This window comes from Aliiroseovarius sp. S1339 (genome assembly GCF_023195695.1).
GTDB lineage: Bacteria > Pseudomonadota > Alphaproteobacteria > Rhodobacterales > Rhodobacteraceae > Aliiroseovarius.
This window is the reverse complement of sequence record NZ_JALPQG010000005.1, coordinates 254,154-270,017: the sequence shown is the minus strand read 5'-3', so window position 1 is coordinate 270,017 and position 15,864 is coordinate 254,154. Positions and strand designations below refer to the sequence as shown.

General features: G+C 57.8%; 16 protein-coding genes. 12 read left to right on the top strand and 4 right to left on the bottom strand.

Translation table 11 applies throughout. The features are described from left to right. Positions 1 to 103 precede the first annotated feature (103 nt). Together MUY35_RS09760 and MUY35_RS09755 are read left to right on the top strand one after the other, a co-directional pair. The gene (locus tag MUY35_RS09760; protein WP_248366986.1) at positions 104 to 790 is read left to right on the top strand and encodes a response regulator transcription factor; all 687 of its coding nucleotides are present in this window, start codon (positions 104 to 106) and stop codon (positions 788 to 790) included. Positions 791 to 1,031: 241 nt separating this feature from the next. Continuing rightward, positions 1,032 to 1,823, top strand: a complete 792-nt coding sequence (locus tag MUY35_RS09755) for an abortive infection family protein (protein WP_248366983.1) — start codon at positions 1,032 to 1,034, stop codon at positions 1,821 to 1,823. Between the two features lies 1 nt (position 1,824). Here MUY35_RS09755 and soxR read toward each other — a convergent pair whose 3' ends face one another. Continuing rightward, positions 1,825 to 2,289, bottom strand: coding sequence for a redox-sensitive transcriptional activator SoxR (soxR, locus tag MUY35_RS09750; protein WP_248366980.1), 465 nt, complete (start codon positions 2,287 to 2,289; stop codon positions 1,825 to 1,827). 83 nt (positions 2,290 to 2,372) lie between these two features. On the opposite strand from soxR, the gene MUY35_RS09745 reads away from it, so the two are divergent. The 5 genes from MUY35_RS09745 to MUY35_RS09725 all read left to right on the top strand — a co-directional run bounded on the left by MUY35_RS09745 (position 2,373) and on the right by MUY35_RS09725 (position 5,449). Next, complete coding sequence (locus MUY35_RS09745) at positions 2,373 to 2,750, top strand: VOC family protein (protein WP_248366977.1); 378 nt, start codon at positions 2,373 to 2,375, stop codon at positions 2,748 to 2,750. 87 nt (positions 2,751 to 2,837) lie between these two features. Further along, positions 2,838 to 3,626, top strand: a complete 789-nt coding sequence (xth, locus tag MUY35_RS09740) for an exodeoxyribonuclease III (RefSeq protein ID WP_248366974.1) — start codon at positions 2,838 to 2,840, stop codon at positions 3,624 to 3,626. A gap of 54 nt (positions 3,627 to 3,680) precedes the next feature. Beyond that, positions 3,681 to 4,589: a thioredoxin gene (gene trxA, locus MUY35_RS09735; protein ID WP_248366971.1), complete on the top strand. Its 909-nt coding sequence runs from the start codon at positions 3,681 to 3,683 to the stop codon at positions 4,587 to 4,589. 27 nt (positions 4,590 to 4,616) lie between these two features. Then, positions 4,617 to 5,261, top strand: coding sequence for an LON peptidase substrate-binding domain-containing protein (locus tag MUY35_RS09730; protein WP_248366968.1), 645 nt, complete (start codon positions 4,617 to 4,619; stop codon positions 5,259 to 5,261). Further along, positions 5,258 to 5,449 (top strand): Trm112 family protein, encoded by a 192-nt coding sequence (locus MUY35_RS09725; RefSeq protein ID WP_248366966.1) that lies wholly within the window; start codon positions 5,258 to 5,260, stop codon positions 5,447 to 5,449. The genes MUY35_RS09730 and MUY35_RS09725 overlap by 4 nt, the downstream gene beginning before the upstream one ends. Positions 5,450 to 5,453: 4 nt before the next feature. On the opposite strand, the gene MUY35_RS09720 is transcribed toward MUY35_RS09725, so the two are convergent. Next, positions 5,454 to 6,680 (bottom strand): FAD-dependent monooxygenase, encoded by a 1,227-nt coding sequence (locus tag MUY35_RS09720; protein ID WP_248366963.1) that lies wholly within the window; start codon positions 6,678 to 6,680, stop codon positions 5,454 to 5,456. 84 nt (positions 6,681 to 6,764) lie between these two features. On the opposite strand from MUY35_RS09720, the gene MUY35_RS09715 reads away from it, so the two are divergent. The 4 genes from MUY35_RS09715 (at position 6,765) to MUY35_RS09700 (ending at position 13,088) form a co-directional block, all read left to right on the top strand. Then, complete coding sequence (locus tag MUY35_RS09715; RefSeq protein ID WP_248366960.1) at positions 6,765 to 8,093, top strand: amidase family protein; 1,329 nt, start codon at positions 6,765 to 6,767, stop codon at positions 8,091 to 8,093. Between the two features lie 130 nt (positions 8,094 to 8,223). Next, a complete protein-coding gene (locus tag MUY35_RS09710; protein WP_248366958.1) occupies positions 8,224 to 9,408 on the top strand; it encodes an aminotransferase class I/II-fold pyridoxal phosphate-dependent enzyme in 1,185 nt (394 codons plus the stop codon). A 12-nt stretch (positions 9,409 to 9,420) separates the two neighbouring features. After that, positions 9,421 to 12,339, top strand: a complete 2,919-nt coding sequence (locus MUY35_RS09705; RefSeq protein WP_248366955.1) for a DNA translocase FtsK — start codon at positions 9,421 to 9,423, stop codon at positions 12,337 to 12,339. Between the two features lie 146 nt (positions 12,340 to 12,485). Continuing rightward, entirely contained in the window at positions 12,486 to 13,088 is a 603-nt protein-coding gene (locus tag MUY35_RS09700; RefSeq protein WP_248366951.1) for an outer membrane lipoprotein carrier protein LolA, read from the top strand. Between the two features lie 23 nt (positions 13,089 to 13,111). Here MUY35_RS09700 and MUY35_RS09695 read toward each other — a convergent pair whose 3' ends face one another. After that, positions 13,112 to 13,690: a transglycosylase SLT domain-containing protein gene (locus MUY35_RS09695; RefSeq protein ID WP_248366948.1), complete on the bottom strand. Its 579-nt coding sequence runs from the start codon at positions 13,688 to 13,690 to the stop codon at positions 13,112 to 13,114. A gap of 219 nt (positions 13,691 to 13,909) precedes the next feature. Here MUY35_RS09695 and hspQ point away from each other — a divergent pair, with 219 nt between their 5' ends. Beyond that, on the top strand, positions 13,910 to 14,236 hold the full coding sequence (hspQ, locus tag MUY35_RS09690; protein WP_248366945.1) for a heat shock protein HspQ: 327 nt from the start codon (positions 13,910 to 13,912) through the stop codon (positions 14,234 to 14,236). Positions 14,237 to 14,242: 6 nt separating this feature from the next. Here the strand turns inward: hspQ and MUY35_RS09685 are convergent, their stop codons facing one another. After that, a complete protein-coding gene (locus MUY35_RS09685; protein ID WP_248366942.1) occupies positions 14,243 to 15,829 on the bottom strand; it encodes a gamma-glutamyltransferase family protein in 1,587 nt (528 codons plus the stop codon). Positions 15,830 to 15,864 lie beyond the last annotated feature (35 nt).

Here is a 15,864-nt window from a genome sequence, read left to right as displayed (position 1 = left end):
TTACCGGCGAATTGACACGAGGCCGTGAGGCGTTTGTTGCAAATCTTGCCAATCGCGCGAGCGGGCAACATGTCTAGTCAAAGCACGACAGAGGAGCCCGGATATGTCCACGCTGAAAAAGATACTGTTGGTTGATGATGACGAAGACCTGCGCGACGCGCTGGCCGAACAGCTTTTGATGACCGAGGACTTCGATGTGTTCGAAGCCGGTAACGGCGCCGAGGCGATCACCAAATCGAAAGAGGCGATTTATGACCTTGTGATCCTTGACGTGGGCCTGCCTGACACGGATGGGCGCGAGCTGTGCCGCGTGATGCGTAAGCAGGGCGTGAAATGCCCCATTGTGATGCTGACCGGCCATGACACCGACTCCGACACCATTTTGGGTCTGGATGCGGGGGCGAATGACTATGTCTCCAAACCCTTCAAATTCCCGGTGCTTCTGGCCCGCATCCGCGCCCAGCTGCGCCAGCATGAGCAGAGCGAAGACGCCATCTTCCAGCTTGGGCCGTATACGTTCAAACCGTCGATGAAGATGCTGATCACCGAGGATGACCGCAAGGTTCGCCTGACCGAGAAAGAGACCAACATCCTCAAGTTCCTATACCGCTCAAGCGATGGCGTGGTGGCGCGCGATGTGCTGCTGCACGAGGTCTGGGGCTATAACGCAGGCGTCACAACCCACACGTTAGAGACACATATCTACCGCCTGCGCCAAAAGATCGAGCCCGATCCGTCAAACGCGCGGCTGTTGGTAACGGAAAGCGGCGGGTATCGGTTGAACGCCTAGAGTTCCTCCCGTGCCCGAGGGGTGCGCTTTGCGGGATTGCCGCGACTTGTGCACATGGGCACATCCTCCCTGATGGACTGGCCGGGCCTTCGGGTCCGGTCTTTTTTTGTTGGTTTTGTGACGAAACCTGGGGATCAATCACCTTATTGGAAGTTCTTAATAATGGATGGAAATCTAGTAGATTTCTATCTGGGGGTGATATGTTAGGCGACAAGTTGTCTATCAGATATGGAGCTAATCGATGTCCATCATTGGTTATGATGAGCCAGAAATTCCGGACGATCTTTTTGAATGTGCCTTACTACTAAGAAACACAATTGTCGGCCTTACTACTGAGGGCGGTTCAGATATTGAATACAAACTGGCTAGAAAGAAACTAATGGATGACCCCGCCTGCAAGAGGCTTCTGCCAGATTTCGTTCGTTATTCAAACGACGCGATGTCTGTTAGATCAGCACTTTCGAGTGTGGCGAGTGGTTCGGGATCGTGGGCGCTACGCCGAAAACACGTCAACGACCACTTCCTTCCAATATTAAAGTATCTTGAATCTGGAGGAGGGGGTGCGGACGCGGCGATTACAGACGTGCTTACCGACTATGATGCTCCCGCTGTTCAAGCTTTTTGGACTAAAGCATTGGAAAGACGGGCAACTGATCCGGAGGGCGCAGTGACCGCTGCGAGCACTCTTCTTGAAGAGGTGTGTAAGCATATCATCGAAGACAGTGGCGGTGATTGGGGTCACCGTTGGAATGTACCAAAACTTTATGCCGAAGCATCAAAAGCACTAAATCTTGCACCGTCACAACATCAGGAAGAAGTGTTTAAGACCATCCTAGGAAGCTGCCAGAGTGTTGTTCAAAGTATTGGATCTTTACGCAACAAAGGAGGGGATGCTCATGCGGGCGGACGTTCGCGTGTTCCGTTCAAGTCGCGTCACGCGGCCTTAACCGTTAATCTAGCAGGGTCGATGGCGTTGTTTTTAATAGAGACTTGGCAGGCTAGGGTCGAGGAAGGCGAAACTAGCACCAAATAATTCACCCCTCCGGCCTCATCACCTTATCCCCCATCAAATACCGTGGCCCCGCGCCCTTCTCAGCCGCTACATCGTCAGGGTTATAAAGCGCACATCGATCCAGCGATAAACACCCGCACCCGATGCAGCCGTCCAGCTTGTTGCGCAGGCGGGTTAGGGCCTCGATCTGTTCATCAAGCTCGGCGCGGAAGTCTTGGGAAATATCGGTCCAGTCCTTTGCCGTGGGGGTTCGACCTTGCGGCAGGCGGGACAGCACCTCTCGGATGTGGTCCAAGGTGAACCCAAACTTCTGCGCGATCATCACGAAGCTCAACCGCCTGATGTCCGAGCGCAAAAACCGCCTTTGTCCGCCCGCGTTGCGTTCCGGTGCGACCAGCCCTTGGGTTTCGTAATAGCGGATCGCGGACACGGCCAGCCCTGTGCGGTTTGCCAAAGTGCCGATCGAAATCTCGTTTCTGCGGTCCATGGGAATCCCTAAAGAAAAAGCTTGAGCTAAAGTTAGCTTTAGGAATTATCAACCGAGTCGCAAATGAAATCAAGGAGGCCAAAATGGCAGTTCTGGAACATGTGAATGTAACCGTCAGCGACCCCAAGGCGACAGCCGCGTGGCTGGGTGCGGTGTTTGACTGGAAAATCCGTTGGGAAGGCGATGCGATGTCGGGTGGGTACACCGCCCATGTGGGGGATGAGGGCAGCTATGTGGCTCTATACACGCCCAACAAGGCTATAGGTGACCCGCAGCACTCCTATACAACCCGCGCCGGGTTGAACCATGTGGGTGTGACCGTGGATGACATCGACGCGATTGAAACACGGGTGAAAGCGGCCGGGTTTACGCCGCACAACCACGGGGATTATGAGCCGGGGCGGCGGTTCTATTTCGATGACCATGATGGTGTGGAATGGGAAGTGGTGTCTTATGCCTGACAAACGGGGGCGGGCGAAACTCGCCCCTGTTCACTTTTTGCCCCGTCCTCTATGGTCGCCCCAAACGCGCGTTCACCGGAGGATATCATGAGCTTCACCCTTGCCACTTGGAACATTAACTCGGTGCGCCTGCGCGAACCGATTGTGCAGAAGCTTTTGAAGGAAGAAGGCCCCGATGTTCTGTGCCTTCAGGAATGCAAAAGCCCGGTGGACAAGATCCCGACCGACGGCTTCGCTGCGCTGGGCTACACCCACATGGTGGCGCGCGGGCAGAAGGGGTATAATGGCGTTGCGATCTTGTCCCGCCTGCCGATGAAAGAGGTGGTGAGCTTCGGTTTTGCCGGTCTTGATCATGCCCGCCACATCGCGGGGCAGTTGGAAAACGGGGTCACCATCCACAATTTCTATGTGCCCGCAGGCGGCGACGTGCCGGACCGCGAGGTGAACGAGAAGTTCGGGCAGAAGCTTGATTACCTGACAGACATGCGCAACCAGTTTGCCCGCGAAAAACCGGGCAAGTCGATCCTTGTGGGTGATTTGAACATCGCCCCGCGTGAAGATGATGTCTGGAGCCACAAGCAGCTTCTGAAAGTCGTCAGCCACACGCCGGTCGAGGTTGAAGCACTGGCCGAGGTTCAGGACGCCGCCAAATGGGTCGATATCACCCGGCAGGATATCCCCGAGGGGCAGCTTTACAGCTGGTGGAGCTATCGTGCGAAGGATTGGAACGCGGCGGATAAGGGGCGGCGGCTGGATCACATCTGGGCCACGCCTGACATCTCGAACGCGGGTCACGCTTCGCGGGTCTTGCGCGATGCGCGCGGCTGGGAAAAGCCATCCGACCACGCCCCGGTCTTTGCCACTTTCGACCTTTAAAACCGGCAGGGTAGGGGTCATATAGACCCTAGCGAATTTGAAGGAGCTTACGCGATGGAACTCGAACTTGGTGGTGCACCGGCCGCAGTTGATCTGATCAAGGATGTCGGCGAAGCAACCTTCATGCAGGACGTGGTCGAAGCCTCGCAGGAGGTTCCGATCATCGTTGATTTCTGGGCGCCGTGGTGTGGCCCGTGCAAAACGCTTGGCCCCGCGCTGGAAGCTGCCGTTACCGAAGCGGGTGGCAAGGTGCGGATGGTCAAGGTGAACGTGGACGAAAACCAAGCGATCGCAGGCCAGTTGCGCGTGCAGTCGATCCCAACGGTTTACGCATTTTGGCAGGGGCAGCCCGCCGATGGGTTTCAGGGGGCCGTGCCGCCGTCGGAAATCAAAGAGTTTGTGAACCGAGTGGCTGCGCTGGGCGGTGATGCGGATAACGGGCTGGCGGATGCGATTGCTGCCGCAGACGAGATGCTTGAGGCTGGCGCAATTGACGACGCCGCGCAAACCTATGCCGCGATCCTGGAAGAAGACCCCAACAGTGCCGCCGCCTTTGGTGGGCTGGCACGCGCGCATATTGCGGCTGGCAAACCTGACGAAGCAGAAGCTGTCTTGAACGGTGCCCCCGCCGAGATTTCTGACGCGCCTGAACTTGAGGCTGTTCGCGCGCAGATCGAACTGGCGCGGCAGGCGGAAAACGCAGGTCCGGTGACCGAACTGCGCGCTGCGGTGGACGCGAACGCTGATGATCACCAATCCCGTTTTGATCTGGCGGTTGCCCTGAATGCGTCAGGTGACGTGCAAGGCGCCGTTGACGAATTGCTAGAGCTTTTCCGCAGGAATAGAGACTGGAATGACGGGGCCGCCAAGGCGCAACTGTTCACGATTTTCGACGCGCTGGATGCGAAAGACCCGGTTGCGCTGACGGGTCGGCGCAAGCTGTCGTCGATGATCTTTGTGTGATCGCGCAAGCCGCGCTACACTGGTCCCATGATCTCATCCGCTGACCTGCCCGATTTCCTGCCGCTGTTCCCGTTGCCGGGAGCGTTGCTATTGCCGCGTGGCCGCTTGCCCCTGCATGTGTTCGAGCCGCGTTATTTAGCGATGTTTGACGATGCCCTGAAAACGCCCGAACGGTTGGTCGGAATGATCCAACCGATGGGAGAAGGCGAAGGCGACGACGTCCGCTTGCACACCATTGGAAGTGCCGGGCGGATCACCTCGTTCACAGAAACCGAAGATGGGCGCTATATGATCACGCTGACCGGTGTGTCGCGGTTTCGGTTGGGTGCAGTGCAGCAAGGGTTTACCCCCTATCTGCGCGCCGAAGTGGATTGGCGCAGTTTCGACCGCGATCTAGGCCAACCCGAACATGATCCAGAAATGGACCGCGATGCCTTCTTGAAATTGCTCGAGCGTTACTTCGATCTGGAAGAACTACAGACCGATTGGGAGAGTTTGAAAACCGCAGAAGATGAGCTGATGATCAACGCGCTGTCGATGCTGTGCCCGTTTGACCCAGAAGACAAACAGGCGCTGTTGGAAGCGCCATCGCTTAGCACCCGCCGCGAAACCTTGGTGACGCTGATGGAATTCAGCTTGCGCAAAGGCGTGGGTGAGGAGAAAGTTCAATGACCGAAGCCGCATCCCCCCAGTTTGACCGCCGCATGATCGAAGCGCTGGTCTGCCCCGTCACCCAGACGCTGTTGCGTTATGATGCGGAAAAACAAGAACTTGTGTCGAAAGCGGCGCGACTGGCCTTTCCGATCCGGGGCGGTATTCCGGTGATGTTGGTGGACGAAGCGCGCAAGATCGAAGACTAACGCGCTAGATTTGGCGACCTTGCAACAGACGGGGCAGATCGCCGGTCAACCCGGCTGCTTCACGTATGAAGCCACGACGCAGACCCGGCATCGCATTCACAACCCCAAGCCCAAGATCGCGGGTTGCACGCAGGATTGGGTTGTCGTTTGAAAACAGACGGTTGGTTGCCTCGGTCACGGCAACCATTTGGGCCACATCAAAACGACGCCACTGCTGATAACGCTCAAGCACATCAATCCGTCCAATGTCTTCGCCACGGCGGCGGGCGTGTGTCAGCACCTCGGCCAAGGCGGCCACGTCTTTCAGGCCCGCATTCAGACCTTGCCCCGCAATCGGGTGCAACCCATGTGCGGCGTCGCCAACAAGGGCCAGTCGGTCTGACACGAAAGCGTCGGCAACCGTCAGGTTCAGCGGATAGGTGAACCGTCCGCCTGCCAGACTGATGTCGCCCAGAAATGACCCGAAACGGGGGCGCAACTCGTCAAGATAGCCTTCGTCATCTAGCGCGTGGATGCGGGCAGCCTCCTCGTGGGTTTCCGTCCAGACGATCGAGCTTTGGTTGCCCGGCAGCGGCAAGATCGCCAAGGGGCCTGATGGCATGAAAAACTGATGCGCTGCACCGTTATGCGGCAGCTCGTGATCAATCGCACAGACCAGCGAAGTTTGCCCATAATCATGCCCGTGCCGGTTAATGCCGGCACGTTCGCATGTGCCTGACCGCCGTCCATCGCAACCCACAACCATGCGGCCCGTTAGATGCTTGCCCGACGCAAGTTCAAGCGTGACCGAGGCAGGGTCGACCTTCTGCGCAACCACGGTTTCCTGGTCGATTAGGGTCACTTTCGGATGCGCCTCGACTGCGTTCAGAAGGGCGCGTGACAAGAAGCGATCTTCGACCATATAACCCATCGGGCCTTCGTCGATTTCGGCGTGGTCGAACTCTAACACAAACGGGCTGGGGCCTTCACCGGGGCGACCGTCGGAAATGCGGATATCCAGAAGCGGTTGGGCGTTTGGCGCAACCGTTGGCCAGACTCCAATCGCGGATAGCAACCGCTGTGAGGCCAGCGCCAGCGCATAGCCGCGTCCGTCAAAATCTTCACCGCCGCGCGCCGTCTTGGGCAGCGCATCGACAATGGTGACGGTGAAGCCGGTATCGGCCAACGCCAAGGCAAGCGCCGGGCCGTTCAACCCGCCACCAACGATCAGGATATCGGCATCAAGTTTCATGTGCCCTTTGTGAACCCGTCGCTGGGGATTGTCCATGCGCCGTTGCGCCGCTACCGTCACTCAGGCACAGGACAGGAGGGTCTGATGAGCAACCAATGGCTGACCATGAGCATGGGCGACCTTGGCCGGGGAATCGGCGCAGGAAAGATCGACCCGCTTGCCTTAACCCAGACCTATCTTGAGGCGATCAAGGCGCACAAGTTTGCAGATCGTATCTATGCCCGCCCAACGGAATCCCGCGCCTTGGCCGAGGCTGCGGCGGCGTCAAAACGCGCAGCTTCCGGTCATCGCTTGGGATTGCTGGATGGAGTGCCGATCAGCTGGAAAGACCTGTTTGATACAGCAGGCGTCGCGACCGAAGCGGGATCGGCACTTTTGAAGGGCCGGGTGCCGACGCGGGACGCGCAAGTGCTGCGCAATGCAACGGCGCAGGGTCTGGTCTGCCTTGGCAAAACGCATATGAGCGAACTTGCCTTTTCAGGCCTTGGTCTGAACCCGGTGACGGCAACCAGCCCATGTGTGAACGATTATGATGCGGTGTCGGGCGGCTCCAGCTCGGGTGCGGCAACATCGGTGGCGTTTGGTCTGGCAGCAGGCGGAATAGGGTCTGATACGGGCGGATCTGTGCGTATCCCTTCGGCCTGGAACGATCTCGTGGGATTGAAAACCACTTCCGGGCGGCTGTCTTTGGACGGCGCTGTGCCTCTGGCTGCCAGTTTCGATACAGTCGGTCCGCTGTGCCGCACTGTGGAAGATGCAGCCCTTTTGCTTGCCGTATTGGAAGGGCAGTCTGCACCCGATCTGCGCGGGGCAAGCCTGAACAATACGCAGCTTTTGGTGCTGGAAAATGGGTTGGACGGCGCGCGGGATGAGCCGCAAGCTGGGTTTGAACGTGCGCTAAGCCGCCTGATAGCCGCAGGTGCGAAGGTCAAACGCGCTAAACTGTCAATTGTCGACGAAGCCCTTGCCATGTCGGGCGTCCTGTTCACCACCGAAGCCTATGCCACCTGGCATGACGAGATTGAAGCCCAGCCGGATCTGATGTTTGGTGAAGTCCGCGAACGGTTCCGCGCGGGCGGTCAATTCACCGGCGTTGAATTTGTGCGGGCATGGCAGAAGCTGGAGGATATTCGTAAGCAATACCATGCAGCGGTTGCAGGTTATGACGCTGTGGTGTTGCCCACATCCCCGATCATGCCCCCGATTGCCAGTCGGTTGATGGCCGATCATGACTATTACGTTGAGGAAAACCTGTGGGCGCTTCGAAACACGCGCATTGGAAACCTGATGGGATCGTGCGGGCTTAGCCTGCCGACGGGCCTGGCGTCGACCGGGATCATGCTATTGGGTGCGCCTATGGCTGAAGAACGGCTGTTGCGTCTGGGTGCCGCAGCCGAGGCCGTGTTGGCCTAAAAGCCACAGCGAAACCTCACAAGCACCGAAAATCCCGGCGTTTTTCTGGACCCGCCGGGAAATGCGGGCTATCTTTGGTCCAAACGGGACGAAACGATCCCGAGATCTGAGGCAGTATAGTGACGTTCCAATGACGTTTCCCGAGCGGTATTCCAGCTTGCCCGAATATGCATTTCCGCGCCTGCGGAGCCTTCTTGACGCCCATACGCCGGGCGGCGAAGTGACGCATATGACCATTGGCGAGCCCCAACACCCATTTCCCGAATGGGTGCCGCAAGTTATTGCACAACACACTGAAGAATTTGGGAAATATCCGCCTAACGAGGGATCGCCCGAACTGCTGGCGGCAATCACAGATTGGTTGAAGCGACGTTATGGCGTCCAGCTGGACCCGACCAAACAGGTCATGGCGTTGAACGGCACGCGTGAAGGTCTGTTCAATACACTGATCGCGCTGTGCCCCGAACAAACCGCGCGCGGCGAAAAGCCCGTCGTTCTGATCCCGAACCCATTCTATCAGGTCTATGCTGTCGCCGCTGTGACCGTTGGGGCCGAACCGGTTTTCTTGCCTGCAACCGCAGAAACCAGTTTTTTGCCTGATTACTCGCAGGTGTCGCCAGACATTCTGAACCGGACCGAAATTGCCTATATCTGCTCGCCCAGCAACCCGCAGGGGGCAGTGGCCGATCGCGATTACTGGGCCAACCTTATCGCGTTGGCCGAGAAATACGATTTCCAAATTTTCGCGGATGAATGCTATTCAGAGATTTATCGCGACACACCGCCGGTTGGCGCGCTTGAGATTGCAAGCGAAGGCGGTGCAGACCCCGAACGGGTGGTGTCGTTCCATTCGCTGTCGAAACGATCAAACCTGCCCGGCCTTCGATCAGGATTTGTCGCGGGCGGGCCACAAAGTATTCAACGTGTGCGCCAGTTGCGAGCCTATGCAGGCGCGCCACTGCCACTTCCCTTGCAACGCGTTGCCGAAAAGGCGTGGGCTGACGAGGCGCATGTCGCAGAGAACCGCGCGCTGTATCAGGAAAAATACGCGATGGCGGATGAGATTTTCGCGGGCATCGACGGCTACAAAGGCCCAGACGCTGGTTTTTTCCTGTGGCTACCGGTCGACGACGACGAAACGGCCGCAATGAAGCTTTGGATCAAGACTGGCGTGCGGGTTTTGCCCGGCGCTTATCTGTCGCGGGATGTAAATAATCAAAACCCCGGTAAGGGGTATATTAGGGTCGCAATGGTGGCCCCAAAACAAGAAATGCAGCGCGGGTTGATCCAGCTTCGCGACTGTCTCTTTAAGTAAGGACGTGGTGGTATGGCGTATCAGGCAAAACAACGGGATCCGATCTTTGACAGCAACACACAGGCTGTGATCGAACGACGGGGGAAAGAGCTTCTGGGGCTGGGGTTGATCGCCCTTGGCGTTATCGTGGCCATGATCCTTGGCAGCTATTCGCCCGAAGATCCCGGCTGGATGTCCGCCACCGACACGCCCGCGCAGAACGCTTTAGGGCGAATTGGTGCCTTTATTGCCTCGCCGCTGGCGGTCATTGCCGGTCTGGGCGCGTGGTCTTTGTCGTTGATCCTTGCTGTGTGGGGTCTGCGCCTGACCTTCCATATCGCTCAAGACCGCGTCATGGGCCGACTGATATTTGCGCCAATCGCTGTTGCGCTGTGCTCAATCTATGCCTCGACACTGGTGCCAGGCGTGGGCTGGACCCATTCCTTTGGGCTGGGCGGGTTGTTTGGAGACACGGTGCTGGGCGCGTTGCTGGCGGGTCTGCCAGTCGGGGCCGGGCTTGGACTGAAAATTATGTCGGCTGTGTCGGCCATCGCGGCGCTTGGCGCGGTGTTGTTTGTCATCGGGATCGACCGGTTCGAAATTCAGCGCTTTGGCCATTTCCTGATTGTCGGTCTGGTGATGACCTATGCTGGCGTCATTTCGCTGCTTGGCAAGGGCGCCAAAGGGGCGGCTTACGGTGCCGCTGCGACCGCGCGTCAAATGCAGGCGCGTCAAGCTGCGCGCAAAGAAGAGCGTTTGGCACAAGCTGCAGATGACGACCAATATGGCGAAGAATTCACCGCCCCGCCGCCGCTTCGCGCCGCGCGCGTCACGCGACCAGAGCCGCCGGTGCACGGTGGCGTTACTACGACCTATGACGAGGTGATTGGAGAACCCGCCCCCGCGCCATCAAAGCCGGGTTTGCTGGAATCACTGTTCCGTCGCACACCTGATCCCCAACCTGAGTTGATCGAACAACCCACCTTTGACGGGGAAATTCCCGAAGGTCTGGGTGGCGAGGATCGCATCCGTGCCAAGATCGCTTTCGCTTTGAAAAACCGCGCACATCATCCGACATTGGGTGATCCGACACGGGCCGAACCACCGCTTGCGCGGGCCGTCGCCCGCCATCGCCGTGGCCCCGACCCGATGATCTTGAACGTCAACCCGCAGCCGGAACAGATGGATAATTCAGGCGAAATAGACACTCATTTTGCCGATGAGGCGCCGATGATGGAAGATGACGATCTTATCGTCGAGGATCTGATGGATCCCGACACCGCCGCATCCGAGCCCCGCGTTTACACGCCCGCCCATGCCGGCCTGTCGCAGCCCGCCAAAAAGGTTGTGCAGCACACCGCGCCCAAGCCCACGCCGCCGTCCACCCGCGCGAAGGCCGAGGCACAACCGCAGTTGAAATTCGAAGACAGCCATCCCGGTTACGAATTGCCGCCGTTGAACCTGCTGGCAAACCCGGTGACCATCGAACGTCATCACCTGTCGGATGAGGCACTGGAAGAAAACGCGCGGATGCTGGAAGTCGTGCTGGATGACTATGGCGTCAAAGGCGAAATCGTGTCGGTCCGTCCCGGCCCCGTCGTCACCATGTACGAACTGGAACCTGCACCGGGTTTGAAAGCCAGCCGCGTGATTGGTTTGGCCGATGACATTGCACGCTCGATGGCGGCTTTGTCGGCGCGTGTTTCAACTGTGCCGGGCCGGTCGGTGATCGGGATCGAATTGCCCAATGAAAAACGCGAGATGGTGTCGTTTCGCGAAATCTTGTCGACCCGAGATTTCGGCGACGGCAATCACGGACTGCCATTGGCGCTGGGCAAGGATATTGGCGGCGATCCGATTGTCGCAAACCTTGCCAAAATGCCTCACCTGTTGATTGCGGGGACCACCGGGTCTGGTAAATCCGTGGCGATCAACACGATGATCTTGTCGCTGTTGTATCGTCTGACGCCGGAAGAATGCCGGATGATCATGATCGACCCTAAGATGCTGGAACTTAGCGTTTATGACGGCATCCCGCACCTGTTGTCGCCCGTTGTGACCGACCCGAAAAAGGCGGTTGTTGCCCTGAAATGGGTCGTGGGCGAGATGGAAGACCGGTATCGCAAAATGTCCAAGATGGGCGTGCGCAACATCGAGGGCTATAACGGTCGTGTCGCCGACACGCTGGCCAAAGGCGAGATGTTTGAACGCACCGTGCAGACCGGTTTTGACGACGACACCGGCGAGCCGATTTTTGAAACTGACGAGTTCGAGCCCCAAAAGCTGCCCTATATCGTGGTGGTCGTCGACGAGATGGCCGACCTGATGATGGTGGCTGGCAAGGAAATCGAAGCCTGTATTCAACGTCTGGCGCAGATGGCGCGGGCGTCGGGTATTCACCTGATCATGGCCACGCAGCGTCCGTCCGTCGACGTGATCACCGGGACGATCAAGGCCAACTTCCCGACCCGGATTTCGTTCCAGGTGACCTCAAAGATCGACAGCCGCACCATTCTGGGCGAACAAGGGGCCGAACAGCTTCTGGGCATGGGCGACATGCTTTACATGGCTGGCGGCTCAAAGATCACGCGCGTTCACGGGCCGTTTGTGTCAGATGAAGAGGTCGAAGAGATCGTCACCTATCTGAAAGGTTTCGGTGCGCCCGAATACGTCGGCGGCGTGGTTGAAGGCCCGCCGGACGACAAGGCTGACAATATCGACGCTGTTCTGGGGCTGAACACTGGTGGGAACACCAATGGCGAAGATGCCCAATATGATCAGGCGGTGGCGATTGTGATCAAGGATCGCAAATGCTCGACCTCTTACATCCAACGCAAGCTTGGCATCGGTTACAACAAGGCCGCGCGTCTTGTTGAGCAGATGGAAGATCAAGGTTTGGTGTCTGCTTCGAACCACGTGGGCAAACGCGAAATCCTGATCCCTGAGCAATAAAACCAAGGGCGCGCCCGCAACGACGGGCCGTCGCTCAATAACACAGCATCTTTTTAAGGCGTGTTATCGCCTATCATCTTCTGATCGGGCTTAATCTTCCCATATAAAGCGGGATAGAGTACGCCCGAGCAGTAAAGGTAGGATGAATGACCCCCTTACGTATGATGATGGCCGCCGCTGTGGTGGCCCTTAGCGCGGTTCCGGCAACGGCTGAAAAACTGTCACTGAACACAATCTCGCAATATCTGAACAAGTTGGATACGGCCAAAGCGCAGTTTACCCAGATCAATGACGACGGCACGATATCGACCGGGACGATATATTTGAAGCGTCCGGGCCGGGCACGGTTCGAATACAACGCGCCCACCGACGCTCTGGTGGTGGCAGGCAGCTCGCAAGTCGCAATCTTCGATGGGAAATCGAACGCCGGGCCGCAGCAATACCCGCTGAAGCGTACGCCGTTGAACCTGATTCTGGCGCGTAACGTCAACCTTAATCAGGCCAAGATGGTGGTGGGCCACAAATACGACGGGACCGCGACCACGGTGCTTGCGCAGGATCCGCAGAACCCCGATATCGGCACGATCGAGCTGAAATTCACCAGCAACCCAACCGAGTTGCGTCAGTGGATCATCACCGACAATGCTGGATCAAAAACCACAGTCATATTAGGTGAGCTATCAAAAGGCGTGCCGCTTAGAAGCTCGCTGTTTTCGATAACCGTGGCGATCGAAGACTGGTCGCGCTAACGGGTAGCCGAGCCTGCAGGGCCTCAGCGTCGACAGGTAGCCAACTGATGTTGATACAGGATAGCGCGCGCGTTTACTTCTGAAGCGATCCGCACAAGCCAGGATTTCGACTTGTAACTGCCGCGCAGATAGCCCGTTCGCCCTTCATGATAGGCCAGATACTGGTTGCGCGCGTCGGTCAGCGGGATCCCCGTCTTGGCGCGCGTTTCGTTCATGTACCATCCCATGAAATCCGTGGCGTCCTTGATGTCGGTGCGTCGTGCGCCCCTGCCACCTTCGGCGCGTTGGTACTCTTTCCACGTGGCATCCAGCGCTTGTGCATACCCATAGGCCGAGCTTTGACGCCCCATAGGCAAAACACCGAGCGCGTATTTCATTGGCGTACGCGCATCCCTGATGAATTTCGATTCCTGATAGATCATCGCCATCAGGACTGGCACCGGCACTTTCCATTTGCGCTCGGTGCGTTTCATTGCCCGATGGATGTTCGGACGCTGGTTGATAATGCTGCAGGCATTGTTCAGATTTCGCGGTGCTTTGGAGTCACCCCCACACGATGCCACGAATACCAAAATCAGTGCTGCGCGAAGAAGTCTGCTCATCTGCCTCTCGCAATCTTTTGTTTTTTGTAACCATAGCCGAAATACTCGGTGCTGGGAATTGCAAGAATGCTAAAAATTTCCTACCAGCGGTGCCCCGCGCAGGGGGTTGAAGTGCGTTGTAAGCCCGCGTCTTACACAATTTGTTTCGCAAAAACCGGGGTTGCCTGCATGGACAAACACCCCCCAAAAGCGCTAATTATGAGTTAGGAGCTTTGCTAAATGTTAAAGACGCGCGCCAAATACTCGCTCGGACAGATTGTCCGTCACCGGAAGCATCCCTTCCGGGGTGTGGTGTTTGACGTGGACGCCATGTTTTCGAACACCGAGGAATGGTATGACGCCATTCCCGAAGAAAGTCGGCCTCAGAAAGATCAGCCTTTCTATCACCTGCTCGCCGAAAACGACCAAAGCTATTATGTTGCTTATGTATCCGAGCAGAACCTGATTGCTGACTATTCAGGCGAGCCTGTCGGCCACCCGGATGTCCCCGAATTCTTCGGAGATCTTGAGGATGGTCAGTATCCGATGCATGTCCAAATGAACTGATCGCGCTTAATAGCCAATTGCGCATCCGTCTTTCCGTCCGTCCGACGCACCGATTAACACCCCACGATCATGGTCAATATGAATGGCTTGTGCGCCGCCGATTGGTGTTTCGGGTATGTTGATCCTGTGCCCAATTTCCGCCAGTTGTGCCCGCACATCCACGCCATAGCCGCGTTCCAGTTTCAGAACCCCACCGTCCGAGAAGGCGCGCGGGGCATCGATTGCGGTTTGGGCGTCCATGCCGAAATCGACCATATTGCTGAGGAAGCGCACATGCCCATTCGGTTGATACGCGCCACCCATCACGCCAAACGGCATCGTCACCCGCCCGCCTTCACGAAGCATTCCGGGAATAATCGTGTGCATCGGGCGTTTGCCGCCTCCCGCTTCATTCGGGTGCCCGGCGGTCAGGTTGAAACCGGCGCCGCGGTTTTGGAACAAAATGCCGAACTTGTCTGACGCCAGTCCTGCGCCAAATGCGTGGTATATTGAATAGATCAGCGACACCGACATTCTGTCTTTGTCGACAACGGTCAGGTAAACGGTGTCCCGGTGCGTGGCCTCGCTGGTGTCAGTCGCTGTCACCATCGCTCTGCGCAGGTCGATAAGTGCCGCCAGATCAGCCGCTGTGTTGGCTGACAGCATGTGCTTCAGCCGGGTGGTGTCATCTGGGTCGGCGATGATCCGGTTGCGCGCGTCATAGGCGAGTTTGGCCGCTTCTGCCTCGATATGTGCACGTTCGGCACCAAATGGGTCGAGGGATGGCAGATCGAATTGCGACAAGATATTTGCCATCAGGATCGCCGTTGCGCCTTGGCTGTTTGGGGGGTGCTCGATCAGGTCAACTTTTTTGTAAGTGCCGGAAATCGCGTTTGTATAGAACGCTTGCGGTTCTGCGAAATCGTCCAGCTCATGGACGCCACCCATAGCCTTCAAGCTGGCAACCATATCATCGGCAACTTCGCCTTCATAAAAGCCAGCACGCCCCTTTGCCGCGATGGCGCGAAGGACCTGTGCCTGTTCAGGGGCTCGGAACACATCGCCTACGCCGGGTGGCGCGCCGTTAACCAAGTAAAAATCGCGCGCCACGCCAGACAGGCACCCGTCGCGCGCGGCGATCTTCCAATCCAGTGCGACCCTCGGCGCAACCGGCACGCCGTCTTCTGCATAGTGAATGGCTGGGGCGAGGGTTTCGGCCAGCGACAACCGCCCCCAGTCTGCTGATAACATGCAAAAAGCGTCAATCGCGCCGGGAATGGTTACCGCATGAACCGAACGTTCGGGAATGCGTGTGTGGTCCTGCGCGCGTAAAGCGTTCGCCGAAAGGCGGCGGGGCGCGCGCCCGGACCCATTCAGCGCGATGATGTCCTTCCGCCCCGGCACGTCTAGCAGGACGAAACAGTCGCCCCCGATCCCCGTCATCTGAGGTTCGCAAATGCCCAGCAGCACCCCGGCGGCTATGGCGGCGTCAACGGCATTGCCACCCGCCTTCAGAATGTCCAACGCGACCTGTGCGGCCAGCGGATGAGACGTGGCGCAGATGCCGTTGGTGGCAAGGACGGGCGACCGTCCGGGCAGGTGAAAATCGCGCATGACGCCTCGCTGTTGGTTCTCGCGAAGACTAGGAG